Origin of the sequence: Mammaliicoccus fleurettii (genome assembly GCF_003970575.1) — a bacterium.
Taxonomy (GTDB): Bacteria; Bacillota; Bacilli; order Staphylococcales; family Staphylococcaceae; genus Mammaliicoccus; species Mammaliicoccus fleurettii.
On the sequence record NZ_RXWZ01000043.1, the window covers coordinates 1 to 18,679 of the forward strand.

Sequence of the window (18,679 nt, forward strand, 5' to 3'; positions counted from 1 at the left end):
TAAAAATGGCCGAATCCATAGCTTAGCTATGAATTCGACCAAAAATCCATTTTTATTATTTAGTTGTCTACTTGACAGGGTACAGTTCACTGAGTGCTAGAGGGTTTTGTTATATATTATTGCCCTTTTATTCCTCTTTTTTAAAGTCTTTTCTTAAACGTTCTTTGGTCGCTTCTACACGTTTTTCTTTTGCTTTATCATCTTTATTCCGTTTCTCATACATTTCGGCGTCTTCATTCCAACGTTCTGATAATGATTTGTTTTTCTGATACGCAATTTCGTTGTCTATGCGTATACGTTCATTCATTGTTAAAGGTTTTCCCTTACCTTCTCGTATGCCTTTAAGTACTGCCGCTCTTGTTTCTGCTCGATACTTTTCAAGTCCTGCGTCGACTTCTTCTTTTGTTCTTTTAGTCATTAAGCAACAACTCCATTTTGTTGAATTTATTTATATATACACTTTCGAAAGCATTTTGTACCTATATAGTAACATTTACTATGTGTATTCTCCCTAATTTCAGACACAAAAAAACCTCTAGCCTGAGTGCTAGAGGGTTTTGCTATACGTTATATATTATTGTTCTTCTTTAACGTATGGTAATAAAGCCATGTGACGTGAACGTTTAATAGCTATAGTAAGCAAACGTTGGTATTTCGCTGAAGTACCAGTTACACGACGTGGTAAAATTTTACCTCTTTCTGAGATAAACTTTTTAAGTAAATCAGTATCTTTGTAGTCGATATGTGTAATACCGTTTGCTGTGAAATAACAAACTTTTTTACGACGACGACCACCTCTTCTTGGTCCACCTGCCATGATTGTGTTCCTCCCTTCTTTTTAAATTTTTTTATTTATATTCGTTTCAATCAACTATTAGAACGGCAAATCATCATCACTGATATCAATTGGTCCATTAGCATTTGCAAATGGGTTACTTGATTGTTGATTATTGTTTGACTGTTGATTTGAAGGTGCTTTTTGTCCTTGTTGTTGGTTACCACCAAAGTCTTGTCCATAATTTTGGAACTCGTTATTATTTTGGTTATATGATTGGTTATCATTACCAGATTGACGTTGATTTGCGCCTTTAGGTTCAAGGAATTGAACACTGTCACAAACAACTTCAGTTACATAAACACGACGACCTTCTTGGTTCTCGTAGCTACGAGATTGTAGACGACCTTCAACACCTGCAAGACTACCTTTAGATAAGTAATTGTTTACATTCTCTGCGGGACGTCTAAATACAACACAGTTGATAAAGTCAGCTTCTCTTTCACCTTGCTGATTCGTAAAAGTACGATTGATAGCTAAGGTAAAAGTAGCAACTTGAACGCCTGAGGGTGTTACTCTGTATTCCGGATCTTTAGTTAATCGACCGACTAATACAACACGATTAATCATTTAATCTCCCCCATATCTTAAAAGTTAAATTATTTTTCTTCTTCACGTACAACGATGTGACGAATGATATCATCAGTGATTTTCGCTAAACGATCGAATTCGCTGATTGATTCGTCATTTTCAGACTTAACTCTAACGATATTGTAGAAACCTTCAGTGAAGTCTTGGATTTCATAAGCTAAACGACGTTTACCCCAATCCTTTTCTTCGACGATTTCTGAACCGTTTGAAGCTAAGATTCCTTTAAAACGTTCAACGACAGCTTTTCTAGCTTCGTCTTCGATATTTGGACGTACTACGTACATTACTTCATATGTTCTCATCAATTTACACCTCCTTGTGGTCTATGCGGCCTAATAACTTAGTATTAAGCAAGGAATAATTTTCATTACTCACAATCAAGAATTATAGCATAGAGTATTACTTTTTACAATGTTTTTTAGTCAATACTGCAACTATTAAGTAGTGACTATATCATTTAAAATATAAATGGTTTTAACACGCCTTCTGAGTACATGCTTTTAGAGGGTCAGTAAAAGCAGAAATTCAATCAAATCGCACGAAGACTACAAACTCATCGTGCGATTTTCCTACCTATCTAGTCCATACCTTCATATTCAACTAACAAATACAACGACAAAAGAGGCCGAGACACAATGTCTCAGCCTCTTTAAAATTCTATCTATTACACATTAAATCTAAAATGAACTACGTCTCCGTCTTTCATTAGATATTCTTTTCCTTCTAATCTTACTTTACCCGCTTCTTTTGCACCGTTCATACCGTTATTATTCAATAAATCATCATAGCTTACTGTTTCTGCTCTAATGAAGCCTCTTTCGAAGTCTGTATGGATGATTCCGGCACATTGTGGTGCTGTCATGCCTTCTATAAATGTCCATGCTCTTACTTCTTGTTCTCCTGCTGTAAAGTATGTTGCTAGTCCTAACAGGTTATATGATGCGCGGATTAACTTGTCTAATCCTGCTTCTTCTACGCCTAAATCTTCTAAGAACATTTCACGGTCTTCATCGTCTAATGTTGCTAATTCTTCTTCGATTTTAGCTGAAATAACGATTACTTCTGATCCTTCGTTATTTGCGTATTCTTCTATTTTTTGTACATATTCATTGTGTTCTGGACTTGCTACTTCATCTTCTGCTACGTTTGCTACGTATAACATTGGTTTTGATGTTAATAAGCTTAAATGTTTCACGATTGATTTTTCATCTGATGAGAATTCTAAGCTTCTTACTGGTTCATTGTTTTCTAATGTTTCTTTTATTTTTGCTAATACTTTTTCTTCTGCTACTGCATCTTTATCTTTCTGTTTAGCCATTTTTGCTACTCTATCATAGCGTTTTTCTACTGATTCTAAATCTGCTAACACTAATTCCATATTAATTACTTCAATATCATCTATTGGATCTACTTTACCAGATACATGTGTTACATTTTCGTCTTCGAATGCACGTACAACTTGGCAAATTGCATCTACTTCACGGATATGTGATAAGAATTTATTCCCTAATCCTTCACCTTTAGATGCGCCTTTTACGATACCTGCTATATCTGTAAATTCGAAAGCTGTTGGAACTGTCTTCTTAGGTTTAACTAATTTCGTTAATTCTTGTAAACGATGATCTGGTACTTCTACGATTCCTACGTTTGGATCGATTGTTGCGAATGGATAGTTCGCTGCTAATGCTCCTGCTTTAGTAATTGCGTTAAATAGTGTTGATTTACCTACGTTAGGTAATCCTACTATGCCAGCTGTTAATGCCATATGTTATTCACCTTGTCCTTTTTCGATTATTTTTTTGATTTTTTTATTAAATTCTTGTCTAGGTAGCATAATGCTACGAGAACATTCTTCACATTTAATTCTAACATCTGCACCAAGTCTTATGATTTTAAATTTATTATAACCACATGCATGCTGCTTCTTCATTTCAACGATATCATTTAAATTATACGATTTAATCATATTACAGCCTCCCGATTAGACGATTATTGAATGTTATTAGGATTATAAGAAACCATAGTTGGTATTGGTGCTTGAATACCTTCTTTATCAAAGAACGATTTGATTTCTCTTCTTAATATTCTTGCACCTGTCGCATGTTCGTTAGGTTCTGTTTCGCCTGCGATTTTTATCGTTGCTTCTACTGCTGTAACATTTTCTACACCTAAAATTTCAGGGTCTTTTATGAAAATTTGATATTTTTCTTTTAGTGTAGGTAAAAATTTATATAATTTACTTTCTAATTCATCTAAGTCTTCTTTTATGGATACAGGTACTTCCACAATAGCCATACCATTATGAATTGAGAAGTTTACAATCTCATTCATTGTACCATTTGGAAGAATCGTTAAATCTCCTGCAAATGATAAAATTCTCGTAGATCTCATCCCTATTGATTGTACAGTACCTTCAGCAACAGTTGTACCCGTAGTATTAATTTTTACATAGTCTCCAACATCAAATTGATTCTCAAAAATAATAAAGAAACCAGTTATGACATCTTTAACTAAAGTTTGAGCACCAAAACCAATTGCTAAACCTGCAACTCCAGCACCTGCAATAATACTTTCAACTCTTATTCCTACATTGCTTAATATTGTCGTAGCAACAATGAACCACACAACATATGAAATAATGTTTTGTAGTAGGTTTACCATTGTTTTAGCACGCTTGTTAGACTTCCCTACCCTCTTAGTTCCGTATTTCGTAGTAAAGAATTTCTCGACTAATTTATGAAGTATCTTAATTATAATAAACGCTAATATAATATAAAATATCCCGATGAAAATTTGTTCTATCCATTTTTGCCAATTATCTGGATCCATAAAAGGATCGATTAGTTTATGAATGACGCTCATAATTTTATTCATTTTCACACCTCTTATTCTTCTAACAATAATTCCATAATTCTTTTGTATTCTGCTTCAGAATTAAATTCAAGTGAAATTTTACCTGCTTTTTTTGTCTTTGAAATATCAATGTTCGTTCCATATTTCTCTTTCAACTGATATTCATGTTTAACTAAAAAGCTTGGTTTATTATGTTTTGGTTGTTTTGGTTTCTCTTGACCGTTAGCATTCAAAAATTTTATATATTCTTCTAACGCTCTAACGCTCATATTTTCTTTAATCACTTTTTTAGCAACTTGATTGATTTGATGCTTTTTCTCTATTCCAAGCAAAGTTCTGCCATGTGCACTTGATAATTTTTCTTCGTTGATTAAACTTTTCACGCTTGGAGGTAGATTTAGTAATCTTAAGACATTAGCAATATAAGATCTTGATTTACCTAATCTATCTGCTACGTCTTGTTGCTTTAAATTTAGTTCTGCCATCATTGTGGCATAACTCTTTGCTTCTTCTAATGGTTTAAGATTCTCACGTTGAAGATTCTCAATTATAGCGAGTTCTAACATTTCTTCATCAGTTAGCACTTTAATAATTGCTGGTACTGTGTCTTTCTCAGCTAATTGACTTGCTCTGAATCTTCTTTCGCCAACCACAATGTCATATCCTTTAATTGTTTCTCTTACTACTATTGGTTGTAATACACCATGTTGTGAAATAGACTGCGTTAAATCTTTTAAAGCTTCTTCATCAAAATAATCTCTAGGTTGATATGGATTTCTTCTTAATTTGTCTAAAGGAATCTCAACAACTTTATCATGACTAAAGTTATAAGAAATCTTTTCAACAAGTTCGTGATTTCTTTCTTTCATTTCATCACCACGTTATATATTCTAATTTGTTTCACGTAAAACATCCAAATTAGATTATAACAATTTTGAAGATGATATGCACAAAAGAATAATTGACCGATAAATTAAAATATTCAGAAAAGTTGTTGACAAAAAAATATGCCCATAGTATTGTGTAATATATCAACAACGAAATATTAATTAAAAGCACGATAAAAAGGAAAGTAAATCTTAAACTGCAATTATCAGAGAGTTCCCATTTGCTGAAAGGGAATATTGAAAGAAAGATTGAAAATGGCCTTGGAGTGGTGACATCGATATTGAGGTGTCAACGGGATCGCCCGTTATAGCGATACAGTATTAAAGTCTCTTTAGTGTTGATGGCGTACTGGAATTTGTTCATATTTTTACTGCCATTATATACTCTTTTACAAGAGACCACGTACTTATAGAGGTAGTGTCAGTAATGTCATTACGAACAAAGGTGGTACCGCGAGCTAAGCTTTCGTCCTTTACATCCGATTAATATCGGGTTTAAAGGACGGAAGCTTTTTTTATTTTTAAATACATTAGGGAGGAAGGCTATTATGAAATCTACTCAACTCGCTCAAATTTCATTAACTAAAGATCATACAGGTGCAACCACAAATCCTATATATCTTTCAACAGCCTATCAACATGAAAAATTAGGATGTTCAACTGGCTTCGATTATACGAGGACTAAGAATCCAACTCGCTCACAATTCGAAGAAGCATTTGCCAAATTAGAAGGTGGAAAATACGCATTTGCAACTTCTAGTGGTATGGCAAGTATTCAATTAATATGTAACTTATTTAAACCAAATGATGAAATTCTCGTTTCATATGATTTATATGGTGGCACATTTAGAATCTTTGAATTTTATGAAAAACAATACAACATTAAGTTTAAATACATCGATTTTTCAAATATTGAAGAGGTCAATGCATCTATCAATGAGCATACGAGAGCTTTCTTTATAGAACCCGTATCAAATCCATTAATGTTCACAGTGGAATTAGAACCATTGTATGCAATAGCGAAGTCTAAAAATATTTTAACAATTATTGATAATACATTCTTAACACCTTACTTTTCTACACCATTAAAAGATGGAGCTGACATTGTATTACATTCTGCTACAAAATACATAAGTGGTCATAATGATGTATTAGCAGGCATTGTAACCGTATCAGACGATTATTTAGGTGAACTACTTGCTCAATTTCACAATATGATTGGTGCAACACTATCACCTTTCGACAGTTATTTATTACTAAGAGGTTTAAAAACATTACACATACGACTTGATCGTGCTACCGAAAATGCCCAAAAATTAGCCGCTTCTTTTCAGTCAATTGAAAGCATTGATGAAGTACTTTATTCAGGGCAAACAGGCATGTTAAGCATTAGATTAAACAAAGCTTACAGTGTAGATCGTTTTTTACAAAATATTGATTTATGTATATTTGCCGAAAGTCTTGGTGGCACTGAAACATTCATCACTTTTCCATATACACAAACGCATGTAGACATGGCCGATGAAGAAAAAGATAAACGTGGTATCGACGAATATCTACTTCGTCTATCAATCGGAATTGAAGACTATGAAGATATTTACGCAGATATACTTCAAGCTCTAAAAAAATCAAAGAAAGAAGGGGTGTCATTATGAGTTATTCAAAAGAAACGTCATTAATATTAGACTCCACTAGAGGTAATGAACATTTATCAAGCAACCAACCATTATATTATTCATCAACATATCACCAACAAACATTAGGTGGTAATACTGAATTTGATTACGCAAGAAGTGGTAATCCTAACAGAAAGTTACTCGAAGAAAAGTTAGCCGATTTAGAAGGCGGTAATTATGGATTTGCATTCAGTTCTGGGATAGCTGCAGTAACGGCTGTATTCCTTACATTAGAACCTGGAGATCACGTTATACTTCCTGATGATGTATACGGAGGTACTTTCAGATTAACAGAACAAATACTAAAAAAATTCAAAATCGAATTTACAACTGTCGACCAAACAGACTTACAACAAGTAGAAGACGCTGTACAGGATAATACAAAGCTTATCTATGTAGAAACACCATCTAACCCGCTATTTAAAGTAACTGATATTAATGGTGTTGGACAAATTGCTCGTAGAAATGAAGCACTTTTAGCCGTAGATAATACATTCATGACACCATTAGGACAGTCTCCTTTGAAACTTGGAGCAGATATTGTCATTCATTCTGCAACGAAATTCTTAGGAGGTCATAGTGACCTGATTGCTGGCGCTGTTATCGTAAATGATCCCCAACTTAAAAATGATATTTACTTAATTCAAAATGGAACTGGCTCAGGATTAAGCGTCTATGATTCATGGACACTTGCTAAGCATTTAAAAACATTACCAATTAGATTTAAACAATCTGTTAGCAATACTGAACAAATTTATAGATATTTAATTGAAAATGAAGCAATTGAAACTGTTTACTATCCAATAACAAATGACACACATTTAAGACAAGCTAAAAATGGTGGTGCCGTATTAGGATTCAGACTTAAAGATGAATCAAAAGCACAAGCATTTGTTGACCATCTAAATATACCTTTAGTTTCTGTAAGTTTAGGTGGTGTTGAAACCATTCTTTCTCACCCAGCTACAATGAGTCACGCAGCTATACCTGAAAACATTAGAGCTGAACGTGGTATTACAAACGGCTTATTTAGACTATCAGTAGGATTGGAAGATGTCAGAGAATTGATTACAGATATCGATTGGGCATTAAAGGAGGCTATATATGAATCTGAAAGAAGCATTGAAGAACCGCATTTTAGTGGCTGACGGTGCAATTGGAACAATCTTTTACTCAGAAGGATTAGACACTTGCCCAGAAAGTTATAACCTTACTCATCCTAAAAAAGTAGAACAAATACACCGCTCATATATAGAAGCAGGTGCTGATATCATTCAAACGAACACTTACGGTGCTAATTTCGAAAAGCTAAAAGACTTCAATTTAGAGCATCGCGTCAAAGAAATACATCGTGAAGCTGTTCAAATCGCTAAAAAAGCAAGCAATAAAGATACGTTTATATTAGGTACTGTAGGTGGCTTTCGTAACATAAAAAAGAGTGACTTATCTATAGAGGCTATTCAGTATCATACAGAAATTCAAATTGAAACACTTGTAAATGAAGGTGTAGATGGCATTCTATTTGAAACTTACTATGATTTAGAAGAGCTGCTTACCGTCTTAAAAGATGCAAAAGCGAAATATGACATTCCGATTATTGCTCAACTTACAGCAAGTAATACTAATTATTTAAGAAATGGTACACCTATACCTGACGCATTAGAGGCATTACTAAGAGAAGGCGCAGATGTTGTTGGTTTAAACTGTCACCACGGACCTTATCATATGATAAAGACGTATAAACATATTGAAATTCCTAACAGTGCATATCTTTCTTGTTACCCTAATGCAAGTTTGCTGGATTTAGAAGACAATGACTTGAAATACAATAACAATTCGGAATACTTTTCTGACGCAGCTAAAGAACTTGTCAATCAAGGCGTCAGATTAATAGGTGGTTGCTGTGGTACAACACCAGAACATATTAAAAAAATCAAAAATGTCGTTAAAGATTTAAAGCCTATCAAGCAAAAAAATGTTATTCCAATAGAGACAAAACAGTATAAAAAGCAAAATAAAAATGAACCTAGCATTAAAGAACTCGTTCAACAAAGACCGACCGTTATTGTTGAACTTGATACACCAAAACATTTAGATACGAATAAATTTTTCGATGGTATACAAGCTCTAGAAGACGCGGGTGTTGAAGCTGTAACACTTGCTGACAACTCATTAGCAAGCGTTAGAATTTCTAACATAGCAGCAGCTAGCATTATAAAGCAACAATATAAAATTAGACCCCTCGTACACTTAGCATGTCGAGATAGAAATTTAATTGGTCTTCAGTCACATCTAATGGGACTTTCGTTACTAGGTATTAATGATATTTTAACTATTACAGGTGATCCATCAAAAGTTGGTAATTTCCCTGGTGCAACAAGTGTATTCGATGTAAATTCTAGTGGATTAGCTGAAATGATTACCCAATTTAATCAAGGTATTAACGCAGATGGAGACACATTAAGAAGTAATACTAACTTCTCTGTAGCAGGCGCTTTTAATCCAAATGTAAGACGTCTTGAACCAGCAGTTAAAAGATTAGAAAAAAAGATAGAGTCTGGAATGGAATACTTCATTACACAACCTATCTATGAACCTGAAAGAGTTAAAGAAATATATGAAGCAACAAAACATATAGATGCACCAATCTTTATTGGCATCATGCCAATTACAAACTATAATAACGCCCTATTTTTACACAATGAAGTTCCCGGTATTAAATTATCAGAAACTGTTCTCAACGCTTTTGAAAAAGTTAAAGACGATCGAGACGCAACTCGTAAGCTCAGTATTAACTTGAGCAAGCAATTGATTGATGCGATACACCAATATTTTAATGGTCTGTACATCGTTACACCATTTTTAAAATATGATTTATCCGTTGAATTAGCAAATTATTCAAAATCAAAAACTGAAACACAAACCAAGGAGGCAATATTATGACAATTAAAACAGCAAATTTAGGATTTCCAAGACTAGGTAAAAAAAGAGAATGGAAGAAAGCCATTGAAAGCTACTGGGCTAAGAAAATAGATAAAGCTGAATTAGATCAAACATTGCAAGATCTACATAAAGAAATTTTAACAATTCAAAAAGAACATCATGTCGATCAAATTCCTGCTGGTGATTTCTCATTATATGACCATGTACTTGATACATCATTATTATTTAATATCATTCCAGAGCGTTTCCAAGGACGTCCTGTTGATGATGAATTATTATTTGATATTGCAAGAGGTAATAAAGAACACGTTGCAAGTGCACTTATCAAATGGTTTAACACAAACTATCACTATATCGTACCTGAATGGGATAACGTTACTCCTAAAGTAAATAACAATGTGTTACTAGAAAAATTCAACTTTTCTAAAGAAACTGGTGTAACATCTCATCCAGTAATCGTAGGACCTGTGACTTATGTAGCTTTATCAAAAGGCGGAGACCAAAGTTTTGAGGAAAAAGTTAGAACACTGTTACCATTATATAAAGAAGTATTCGAAAGTTTAACTGAAGCTGGTGCAGAATATATCCAAGTAGATGAACCAATTTTAGTAACTGACGAAGCTAAAGAACTTCAAGATATTACTAAAGAAGCATATGAATTCTTTAATAAAGAAGTTCCATCTACAAACTTAGTATTACAAACATACTTCGAACGTGTTGATTTAAACTTTGTAGGACAATTGCCTGTCTATGGTCTTGGTTTAGATTTCGTTCATGATAATGGATTTAACTTACAACAAATAAAAGATGGTTTATTCCCTAAAGAAAAGGCACTATTTGCTGGTATTGTTGATGGTAGAAATGTTTGGGCAACTAACATTGAAGCTAAAAAAGAACTGATTGCCTCTTTACAACCATATACAAATGAATTAGTTATTCAGCCTTCTTCTTCATTATTACATGTACCAGTTACTTTAGAAGAAGAAACATTAGATGATTCAGTTCGAGAAGGTTTAAGCTTTGCCACTGAGAAATTAGACGAACTATATGCTTTAAAACAATTATTTAATGAAAATGATGACACTTTATACAATGAATTAAAAACTCAATTTGAACGATTTGAAAGTCAATCATTCAAACAACTTGAATACGATTATGATTCCGTGAAATCAGAACGTACAACGCCATTTAAAGAGAGAAAAGTTTTACAAGATGAAGTATTAAACTTACCTGATTTACCAACAACGACGATAGGTTCATTCCCTCAATCAAGAGAAGTAAGAAAATATCGTGCAGATTGGAAAAACAATAGAATTTCAGACGAAAAATATGAAGAATTTGTACAAAATGAAATTAAGCGTTGGATTGATATTCAAGAAGATATTGGTTTAGATGTATTAGTACATGGTGAATTCGAACGTAATGACATGGTAGAATTCTTCGGTGAAAAATTAAATGGATTCTTAGTAACTAAGTTCGGTTGGGTTCAATCATACGGTTCTCGTGCTGTTAAACCACCAATCATCTATGGTGATGTTAAATGGACAGCTCCACTAACAGTTAAAGAAACACTATATGCTCAAAGCTTAACTGGCAAACCTGTTAAAGGTATGCTTACAGGTCCAGTTACAATCTTAAACTGGTCATTCGAACGTGTTGATATTCCTCGTAGCGAAGTTCAAGATCAAATCGCTTTAGCTATAAACGAAGAAGTATTAGCACTTGAAGAATCAGGCATTAAAGTGATTCAAGTAGACGAACCAGCATTGCGCGAAGGCTTACCTTTACGTTCAGAATATCATGAAGATTACTTAGATAAAGCTGTTCGTTCATTCAGATTATCAACATCTTCAGTCCAAGATTCAACACAAATTCATACGCATATGTGTTACTCTCAATTTGGACAAATCATCCATGCAATCAAATCACTTGATGCTGATGTTATTTCAATTGAAACATCAAGAAGCCATGGCGATTTAATCCAAGACTTTGAAGATATCACATACGATTTAGGAATTGGTTTAGGCGTATATGACATTCATAGTCCGCGTATACCTACAGAAGAAGAAATTACTGTAGCAATCGATAGAGCACTTAAAGAAATTGACCGTTCTCTATTCTGGGTAAACCCTGACTGCGGATTGAAAACAAGACAAGAAGATGAAGTTAAACAAGCTTTAACTGTACTAGTAAAATCAGTAGAAAAATTACGTAAAGATAGCACAGTAAAACAACCAAATTAAAAGAACTGCCAACACACGGTTCAGTTATATTAGCCATTAGTTCCAAATCTAATAACACTGCCATATAATATTTTTGAGCGAGTACTATATGGCAGACTTCCTTCCCTATATTAAATATATAAAATAAGAACCTTTCGGTGGAGACCGAAAGGTTCTTATTATGATGTTTAGTATTTTGAAACTGTTGCAGATCCAATTTGATGATCGATTTCAATCGCATTTTCACTGTTTTTACGATATAAATAATAGAAATACATACTACATAAAATTGTAAGACCTACTGATAACCAGTAGCTTAGAGATAAATCCATTCCAAAACCAATCGGCTGACTTAAAATATAAGTGAATATATTCCATGTCATAAACAATGCAGGAATCAATGCTACGTAGAAATTCTTTTTAGATAACAATAGATACATTGCACCTATCCACAGCGCTATTGTAGCTGTAGTTTGGTTTGCCCAAGAGAAGTATCTCCATAAGATTGTAAAGTCCACTGTTGTTAAAATGAAACTAATAATAAACATTGGTATTGCTATTGCAAATCGTTTCCACATTTTCTTTTGACCAAATTTAAAGTAATCTGCAAGAATCATTCTAGCACTTCTAAATGACGTATCACCACTCGTAATTGGTAATACAATAACACCAAGAATTGCTAATGTACCAAACACTGAGCCTAATAACATTGTAGATGCTTCACTAACTACAAGAGCCGCTTCACCTTTAGCTAATACTTCTTGAAGTCCGCCATAACCACCGAATAAACTCATTGCCGCTGCAGCCCAAACCATAGCGATAATACCTTCAGCAATCATCATGCCATAAAATATTTTACGGCCATTCTTTTCATTATTTGTCGTTCTAGAAATAATTGGCGATTGCGTCGCATGGAAACCAGATAAAGCACCACACGTGATAGTAAAGAATAATAATGGGAATATCGGTGCAGAATCAGGATGCATATTCTTTAAAGTTAATTCTGGAATCTCTGCTCCTGTCATCAATAACCTCACGAAAATACCTACTGCTGAAATCATGAGAATTAAACCAAATATCGGATATACCTTACCAATAATTTTATCAATCGGTAAAATTGTAGATAAGAAATAATATAAGAAAATAACAAAGATAATAATACCTAAAGCAATTTTTCCATCCATTAGTGAATGTAGAAGTAATGCTGGACTAGTAACAAACACAGTACCAGTCAATAAAAGTAGTAATAACGTAAACACATTAACCAAATGTTTCATCACATTACCTAAGAATTTACCAGCTAATTCAGGTAAGTGAGCCCCTTTGTTACGAATTGAAATCATACCCGTTAAATAATCGTGAACAGCACCAGCAAATATAGAACCTAATACAATCCATAAAAAAGCAACCGGACCATATAAAGCACCCATAATTGGACCAAAAATAGGTCCAACACCAGCGATATTCAATAATTGAATCAATGAATTCTTATTCGTCGTCATTGGAACATAATCAATATTATCCCTTTGATCATGAGCCGGTGTCGGACGTTCATCCTTAACACCAAACATCTTTTCGATATACTTACCATATGTAAAATACCCTACAATCAATAATACTATTGAAACTAAAAATGTAATCATTGAAATCCCCCTTTGTAAGTGCAAGCGTTTACATAATTATAAATGAGTTTTTTAGGAAATACAATGCTACATCTGTAATGATTTCGCACTTGTAAATAAATAAAAAAAATCTAAGACAAAATAATTGTCTTAGACTTTTTCATTATTTTCTTTTATACACTTTAATCGTAATTTCGTAAAAGTCTTTATGTTCTTCATCGATTCGTTTTACTTTAATACCTTCTTTTTCAACATTTTTAATGCTTTGTCCGAGTGTATCAAGTGCTTCTGTAATATCTTGTTCGAATTGAAATTGTTTAGCTTTTACTTTTTCTGATCCTCGTATTTTTTTAACACGATCTTCTGTTTGTTTTACGTTTAAATTTTGTGATTGAATTGTTGTTAAGACATCTTGTTGACCATCGTCATCTAAACCTAACATTGCTCTTGCATGTCTTTCAGTTATTTCACCTTTTTGTAATGAAATAATGATTGGTTCTGATAATTTAAGCAATCTTAATTTGTTCGCTATGAATGATTGACTTTTTCCCATGCTTGCGGCTAAATCTTGTTGTGTTATACCTTCTAGATCAAGCAGTTTTTTATATGCTTCCGCTTCTTCTATAGCTGATAAATTTTCTCGTTGAATATTTTCAATCAATGCAACTGCTGCTGTTTCTTTATCGTTTAACGGTTTAATGATTACTTCAGTCTCAGGTAAATCGTTATGTTTTATTGCACGAAATCTTCGCTCTCCAGCAATGATTTCATACATACCTTCTTCAATTGGACGAACTACAATAGGCTGTAATAATCCATGTTCTCTTATAGATTGTGCCAATTCTTTAATTTTTGATTCATCAAATACTTTTCTCGGTTGGTAACGGTTTGGCACAATTCTTTCTGTTGAAATTATCGCTACATTACCTTCAGCTCTAGCTTCTTCTATATGTTCTAATTCTTTGTCTTTAAGTCCAAATAATTTAGAAAAAGGCTTTTTCATCTCAATATACCTACTTTCGTTCATACATATTTCCCAGGAATTATTTTGTTATAGGTTCTTTGTTTGGTGTTCCTGGTTTTCTTGGATATTTCTTAGGTGTTTGTCTTAATTTATCTATCGTAATAATTTGTCTCATACTTTCTTCTAAAGGTAAAGTGAAGTCATATACTTCATTCACTTGACCACCTAGGACAGAAATAGCAAATTGTGCATCTTCTAACTCTTCATTGCCTTGTGCACCTTTGAGAGCTACAAATTGGCCACCTTTTTTAACTAAAGGTATGCAAAGTTCACTTAGTACTGATAATCTTGCGACTGCACGAGCTGTTACAAGATCAAAACTTTCACGATAATTACTTTTTCCAAATGTTTCAGCTCTATCATGAACAAAGTTTACTTTGTCTAAGTCCAAGGCAGCTGCTAATTCATTTAAAAATTTAATTCGTTTATTTAATGAATCTACTATTGTAATTTGCAAATGCGGATAAATTATTTTTAATGGAATGCTTGGAAATCCTGCTCCTGCACCTACATCACATACAGACTCAATTTTATTGAAATCTATATAAAAGCTAGGTGAAACAGAATCAAAAAAGTGCTTCAAATAGACTTCTTCTTTTTCAGTCACTGCTGTTAAATTAATTTTTTCATTCCACTCTACTAGCGTTTCAAAATAAATTTCAAATTGTTTTAATTGTTTATCTGTAATTTCTATACCTGATTCTTTTAATGAATTAATAAATGTTTGTTCGTTCATCTATTTCACCTTCTGAATTTTACCTTGTTCAATATAAACAAGCAATATTGAAATGTCTGCAGGATTAACACCTGAAATACGTGAAGCTTGTGCAATATCTAATGGGTTTACTTCTTTAAGTTTTTGACGTGCTTCAGTAGCTAAACTGTTAATTGCATCATAATCTATATTTTCAGGTATTTTTTTATCTTCCATACGTTTCATTTTTTCAACTTGTGCTAATGATTTTTGGATGTAACCTTCGTATTTAGTTTGAATTTCAACTTGTTCTTGAACATCTGCACTTACTGGAGATTCTTCTTCTAAGATTTCCATAATAGCATCATAGTCCATTTCTGGTCTACGTAATAAATCTAATGCTAAAATACCATCTTTAAGTGCTGCGCCTCCACGACTTTCAATAACACTTTGTGTGTGTTCATTCGGTTTAATACGAATACCTTTTAATCTGTCTTGTTCTCCGCTGATCGCATCACGTTTTTGGTTAAATTTAGCATAACGTTCTTCAGAAATCATGCCTAATTCATAACCAATATCCGTTAGTCTTAAATCTGCATTGTCATGTCTTAATAATAGACGGTGTTCAGCACGTGAAGTTAATAAACGATAAGGCTCATTTGTACCTTTCGTCACTAAATCATCAATTAATACACCAATATATGCATCTGAACGACGTAAAACAACATCCTCTTTACCTTGTACTTTACCTGCAGCATTAATACCAGCCATTAATCCTTGACCAGCCGCTTCTTCATAACCTGAAGTACCATTAATTTGGCCTGCAGTGAATAAATTAGTTACAAGTTTCGTTTCTAATGTTGGCCATAATTGAGTTGGAACAATTGCATCATATTCAATTGCGTATCCTGCACGCATCATATCTGCTTTTTCAAGACCTGGGATTGTCTCTAACATTTTGCGTTGAACGTCTTCCGGTAAGCTTGTAGATAAGCCTTGTACATAAACTTCTTGAGTTTGGCGTCCTTCTGGTTCTAAGAACAATTGATGTCTTGGTTTATCGTTAAATCTTACGAATTTGTCTTCAATTGATGGACAATATCTTGGACCAGTTCCTTTAATCATACCTGAGTACATTGCAGATAAATGTAAATTATCATCAATAACTTTATGTGTATGTTCATTAGTATAAGTTAACCAACAAGGTAATTGATCTAAAATATATTCTGTCGTTTCATAACTAAATGCTCGTCCGACATCATCACCTGGTTGAATTTCAGTCTTGCTGTAATCTATAGTATTTCCATTTACACGTGGTGGTGTTCCTGTTTTGAAACGAACTATTTCAAAGCCTAATTCTTTCAAATGATCAGCTAATTTTAGTGATGGCATTTGATGATTTGGACCACTTGAATATTTTAAATTTCCTAAAATGATTTCGCCACGTAAGAACGTACCTGTAGTTAATACAACTGCATCAGCTTCATAAGTTGATCCAATAACCATTTCAACGCCTTTAATTTTATTATCTTCTATAATTAAACGTTCTACCATACCTTGCATAATATCAAGGTTAGGTTCGTCTTCTATCACACGTTTCATTTCTTGTTGATATAACACTTTATCAGCTTGTGCACGCAATGCTCTAACAGCTGGACCTTTACCAGTGTTTAACATACGCATTTGAATATGTGTTCTATCAATTGTCTTAGCCATTTGACCACCAAGTGCATCGATTTCTCTCACTACTATACCTTTAGCTGGTCCACCTACTGATGGGTTACATGGCATAAATGCTACACTATCTAAATTGATTGTAAGCATAAGTGTTTTTGCGCCACGTCTAGCTGAAGCTAATCCTGCTTCTACCCCAGCATGCCCTGCTCCGACAACAATAACGTCATATTTTTGTGTCAAAATTTTTCCTCCTTTTTATTTTCCTAAACAGAATTGACTAAACAGTTGATCGATTAGCGAATCACTCGCCTCTTCACCTATTACTTCTCCTAGCAATTCCCATGTTTTAATTAAATCAATTTGTACGATATCTATAGGTACGCCGTCTTCAGCTGACTGAATTGCATCATTAATTGAAATTTTCGCATCTTTTAAAAGTGCAATGTGCCTAGAATTAGAGACATATGTCATATCTTGAGACTGAACTTGTCCACCAAAGAATAGTTCTGAAATTTTTTGTTCAAGTTCTTCTATTCCTTGTTGTTCTATCATCGACGTTTGTACTAATGGATGGTCACCTATCATGTCTTTTAATTGATCCATGTCTAAGTTTTGTTCTAAGTCCATTTTATTTATTATAACAATAACATCTTCATCTTTAATGACATCAAATAATTGATAATCATTTTCTGTTAATGCCTCATTGTAATTAAGTACAAATAAAATTAAATCTGCTTCTGATAATGCTTTTCTAGATCTTTCGACACCGATTTTTTCTACTATATCTTCAGTTTCACGAATACCAGCTGTGTCTACAAGTCTTAGCGGTACACCACGAACATTAACATATTCTTCTAATACATCACGTGTAGTTCCTGCAACTTCAGTCACGATAGCTTTATTATCTTGAATTAAGTTATTAAGCATCGAACTTTTACCTACATTAGGCTTCCCTACTATTACTGTAGATAGACCTTCACGCATGATTTTTCCTTGTTGGCCAGTTCTTAATAATTGATCAATTTCATTCTCAATATGCCTAGATTCCTTTAAAAGGAATTGCGCAGTTGCTTCTTCGACATCATCATACTCTGGATAGTCTATATTTACTTCCACTTGTGCAAGGATTTCTAAAATAGATTGTCTTAGACCTTTAATTAGATTACTTAGACGCCCTTCCATCTGCCCTAAGGCTACCTTCGATGCGCGTTCCGTCTTAGATCTTATGAAATCCATGACCGCTTCTGCTTGTGATAAATCAATACGTCCGTGTAAAAATGCTCTCTTTGTGAATTCACCTGGTTCAGCCATTCTTGCACCATTTGATAAAGTTAATTCAAGTACACGATTAACAGTTACAAGACCACCATGACAGTTAATTTCAACGATATCTTCTCTTGTAAAAGTCTTGGGTGCTTTCATTACGGCTACCATTACTTCTTCAACAACTTCTTCTGAATCAGGATCAATAATATGACCATAATTTATTGTATGCGATGCTACTTCATTGAGTTGTTTCTTTCCTTTATAAATACGATCAGCAATATTTAAGGCATCCGGGCCACTTAATCGTACTATTGCTATTGCACCTTCACCCATAGGCGTTGAGATACTTGTAATTGTATCTAATTCCATGTTTTTCTCCTCCACCATTA

The 18,679-nt window shown here is 33.6% G+C and carries 17 protein-coding genes and 1 other annotated feature; of the genes, 4 read left to right on the plus strand and 13 right to left on the minus strand.

Annotated elements, in window-relative coordinates:
* Positions 1-127: 127 nt before the first annotated feature.
* The 8 genes from CD129_RS03550 to CD129_RS03585 form a co-directional block, all read right to left on the minus strand.
* Positions 128-418, minus strand: coding sequence for a hypothetical protein (locus CD129_RS03550; RefSeq protein ID WP_115337909.1), 291 nt, complete (start codon positions 416-418; stop codon positions 128-130).
* Between the two features lie 156 nt (positions 419-574).
* Positions 575-817 (minus strand): 30S ribosomal protein S18, encoded by a 243-nt coding sequence (gene rpsR / locus CD129_RS03555; protein ID WP_078357163.1) that lies wholly within the window; start codon positions 815-817, stop codon positions 575-577.
* 57 nt (positions 818-874) lie between these two features.
* Positions 875-1,405, minus strand: coding sequence for a single-stranded DNA-binding protein (gene ssb / locus CD129_RS03560; protein ID WP_078357164.1), 531 nt, complete (start codon positions 1,403-1,405; stop codon positions 875-877).
* 29 nt (positions 1,406-1,434) lie between these two features.
* Positions 1,435-1,728 (minus strand): 30S ribosomal protein S6, encoded by a 294-nt coding sequence (gene rpsF / locus CD129_RS03565; protein ID WP_078357165.1) that lies wholly within the window; start codon positions 1,726-1,728, stop codon positions 1,435-1,437.
* Between the two features lie 362 nt (positions 1,729-2,090).
* Entirely contained in the window at positions 2,091-3,191 is a 1,101-nt protein-coding gene (gene ychF, locus CD129_RS03570) for a redox-regulated ATPase YchF (RefSeq protein WP_115337910.1), read from the minus strand.
* A 3-nt stretch (positions 3,192-3,194) separates the two neighbouring features.
* On the minus strand, positions 3,195-3,392 hold the full coding sequence (locus CD129_RS03575) for a DUF951 domain-containing protein (RefSeq protein WP_078357167.1): 198 nt from the start codon (positions 3,390-3,392) through the stop codon (positions 3,195-3,197).
* Between the two features lie 23 nt (positions 3,393-3,415).
* The gene (locus tag CD129_RS03580; protein WP_115337911.1) at positions 3,416-4,300 is read right to left on the minus strand and encodes a mechanosensitive ion channel family protein; all 885 of its coding nucleotides are present in this window, start codon (positions 4,298-4,300) and stop codon (positions 3,416-3,418) included.
* 11 nt (positions 4,301-4,311) lie between these two features.
* Positions 4,312-5,148 (minus strand): ParB/RepB/Spo0J family partition protein, encoded by an 837-nt coding sequence (locus CD129_RS03585; protein WP_115337912.1) that lies wholly within the window; start codon positions 5,146-5,148, stop codon positions 4,312-4,314.
* 182 nt (positions 5,149-5,330) lie between these two features.
* Positions 5,331-5,643: a binding site (T-box leader), on the plus strand.
* A 71-nt stretch (positions 5,644-5,714) separates the two neighbouring features.
* Here CD129_RS03585 and CD129_RS03590 point away from each other — a divergent pair.
* Genes CD129_RS03590 through metE form a run of 4 tightly spaced genes read left to right on the plus strand, consistent with a single transcriptional unit; the run spans position 5,715 to position 12,028 of the window.
* Positions 5,715-6,821 (plus strand): aminotransferase class I/II-fold pyridoxal phosphate-dependent enzyme, encoded by a 1,107-nt coding sequence (locus CD129_RS03590; protein WP_107509096.1) that lies wholly within the window; start codon positions 5,715-5,717, stop codon positions 6,819-6,821.
* Positions 6,818-7,990, plus strand: a complete 1,173-nt coding sequence (gene metC / locus CD129_RS03595; protein WP_115337913.1) for a cystathionine beta-lyase MetC — start codon at positions 6,818-6,820, stop codon at positions 7,988-7,990. The genes CD129_RS03590 and metC overlap by 4 nt, the downstream gene beginning before the upstream one ends.
* A complete protein-coding gene (locus CD129_RS03600) occupies positions 7,947-9,785 on the plus strand; it encodes a bifunctional homocysteine S-methyltransferase/methylenetetrahydrofolate reductase (protein ID WP_078357172.1) in 1,839 nt (612 codons plus the stop codon). Before metC ends, CD129_RS03600 begins: the two co-directional genes overlap by 44 nt.
* A complete protein-coding gene (gene metE, locus CD129_RS03605) occupies positions 9,779-12,028 on the plus strand; it encodes a 5-methyltetrahydropteroyltriglutamate--homocysteine S-methyltransferase (RefSeq protein ID WP_115337914.1) in 2,250 nt (749 codons plus the stop codon). The genes CD129_RS03600 and metE overlap by 7 nt, the downstream gene beginning before the upstream one ends.
* Before the next feature lie 167 nt (positions 12,029-12,195).
* Here the strand turns inward: metE and CD129_RS03610 are convergent, their stop codons facing one another.
* The 5 genes from CD129_RS03610 to mnmE form a co-directional block, all read right to left on the minus strand.
* Complete coding sequence (locus CD129_RS03610; protein ID WP_115337915.1) at positions 12,196-13,650, minus strand: carbon starvation CstA family protein; 1,455 nt, start codon at positions 13,648-13,650, stop codon at positions 12,196-12,198.
* Between the two features lie 142 nt (positions 13,651-13,792).
* Positions 13,793-14,632, minus strand: coding sequence for a nucleoid occlusion protein (gene noc, locus CD129_RS03615; RefSeq protein WP_115337916.1), 840 nt, complete (start codon positions 14,630-14,632; stop codon positions 13,793-13,795).
* Positions 14,633-14,672: 40 nt separating this feature from the next.
* Positions 14,673-15,389, minus strand: a complete 717-nt coding sequence (gene rsmG / locus CD129_RS03620) for a 16S rRNA (guanine(527)-N(7))-methyltransferase RsmG (RefSeq protein ID WP_115337917.1) — start codon at positions 15,387-15,389, stop codon at positions 14,673-14,675.
* On the minus strand, positions 15,390-17,264 hold the full coding sequence (gene mnmG, locus CD129_RS03625) for a tRNA uridine-5-carboxymethylaminomethyl(34) synthesis enzyme MnmG (protein ID WP_078357180.1): 1,875 nt from the start codon (positions 17,262-17,264) through the stop codon (positions 15,390-15,392).
* Between the two features lie 15 nt (positions 17,265-17,279).
* Positions 17,280-18,659 carry a tRNA uridine-5-carboxymethylaminomethyl(34) synthesis GTPase MnmE gene (gene mnmE / locus CD129_RS03630; protein WP_115337918.1) on the minus strand — a complete coding sequence of 460 codons (1,380 nt, stop codon included), beginning with the start codon at positions 18,657-18,659 and terminating at the stop codon, positions 17,280-17,282.
* Positions 18,660-18,679: the final 20 nt, after the last annotated feature.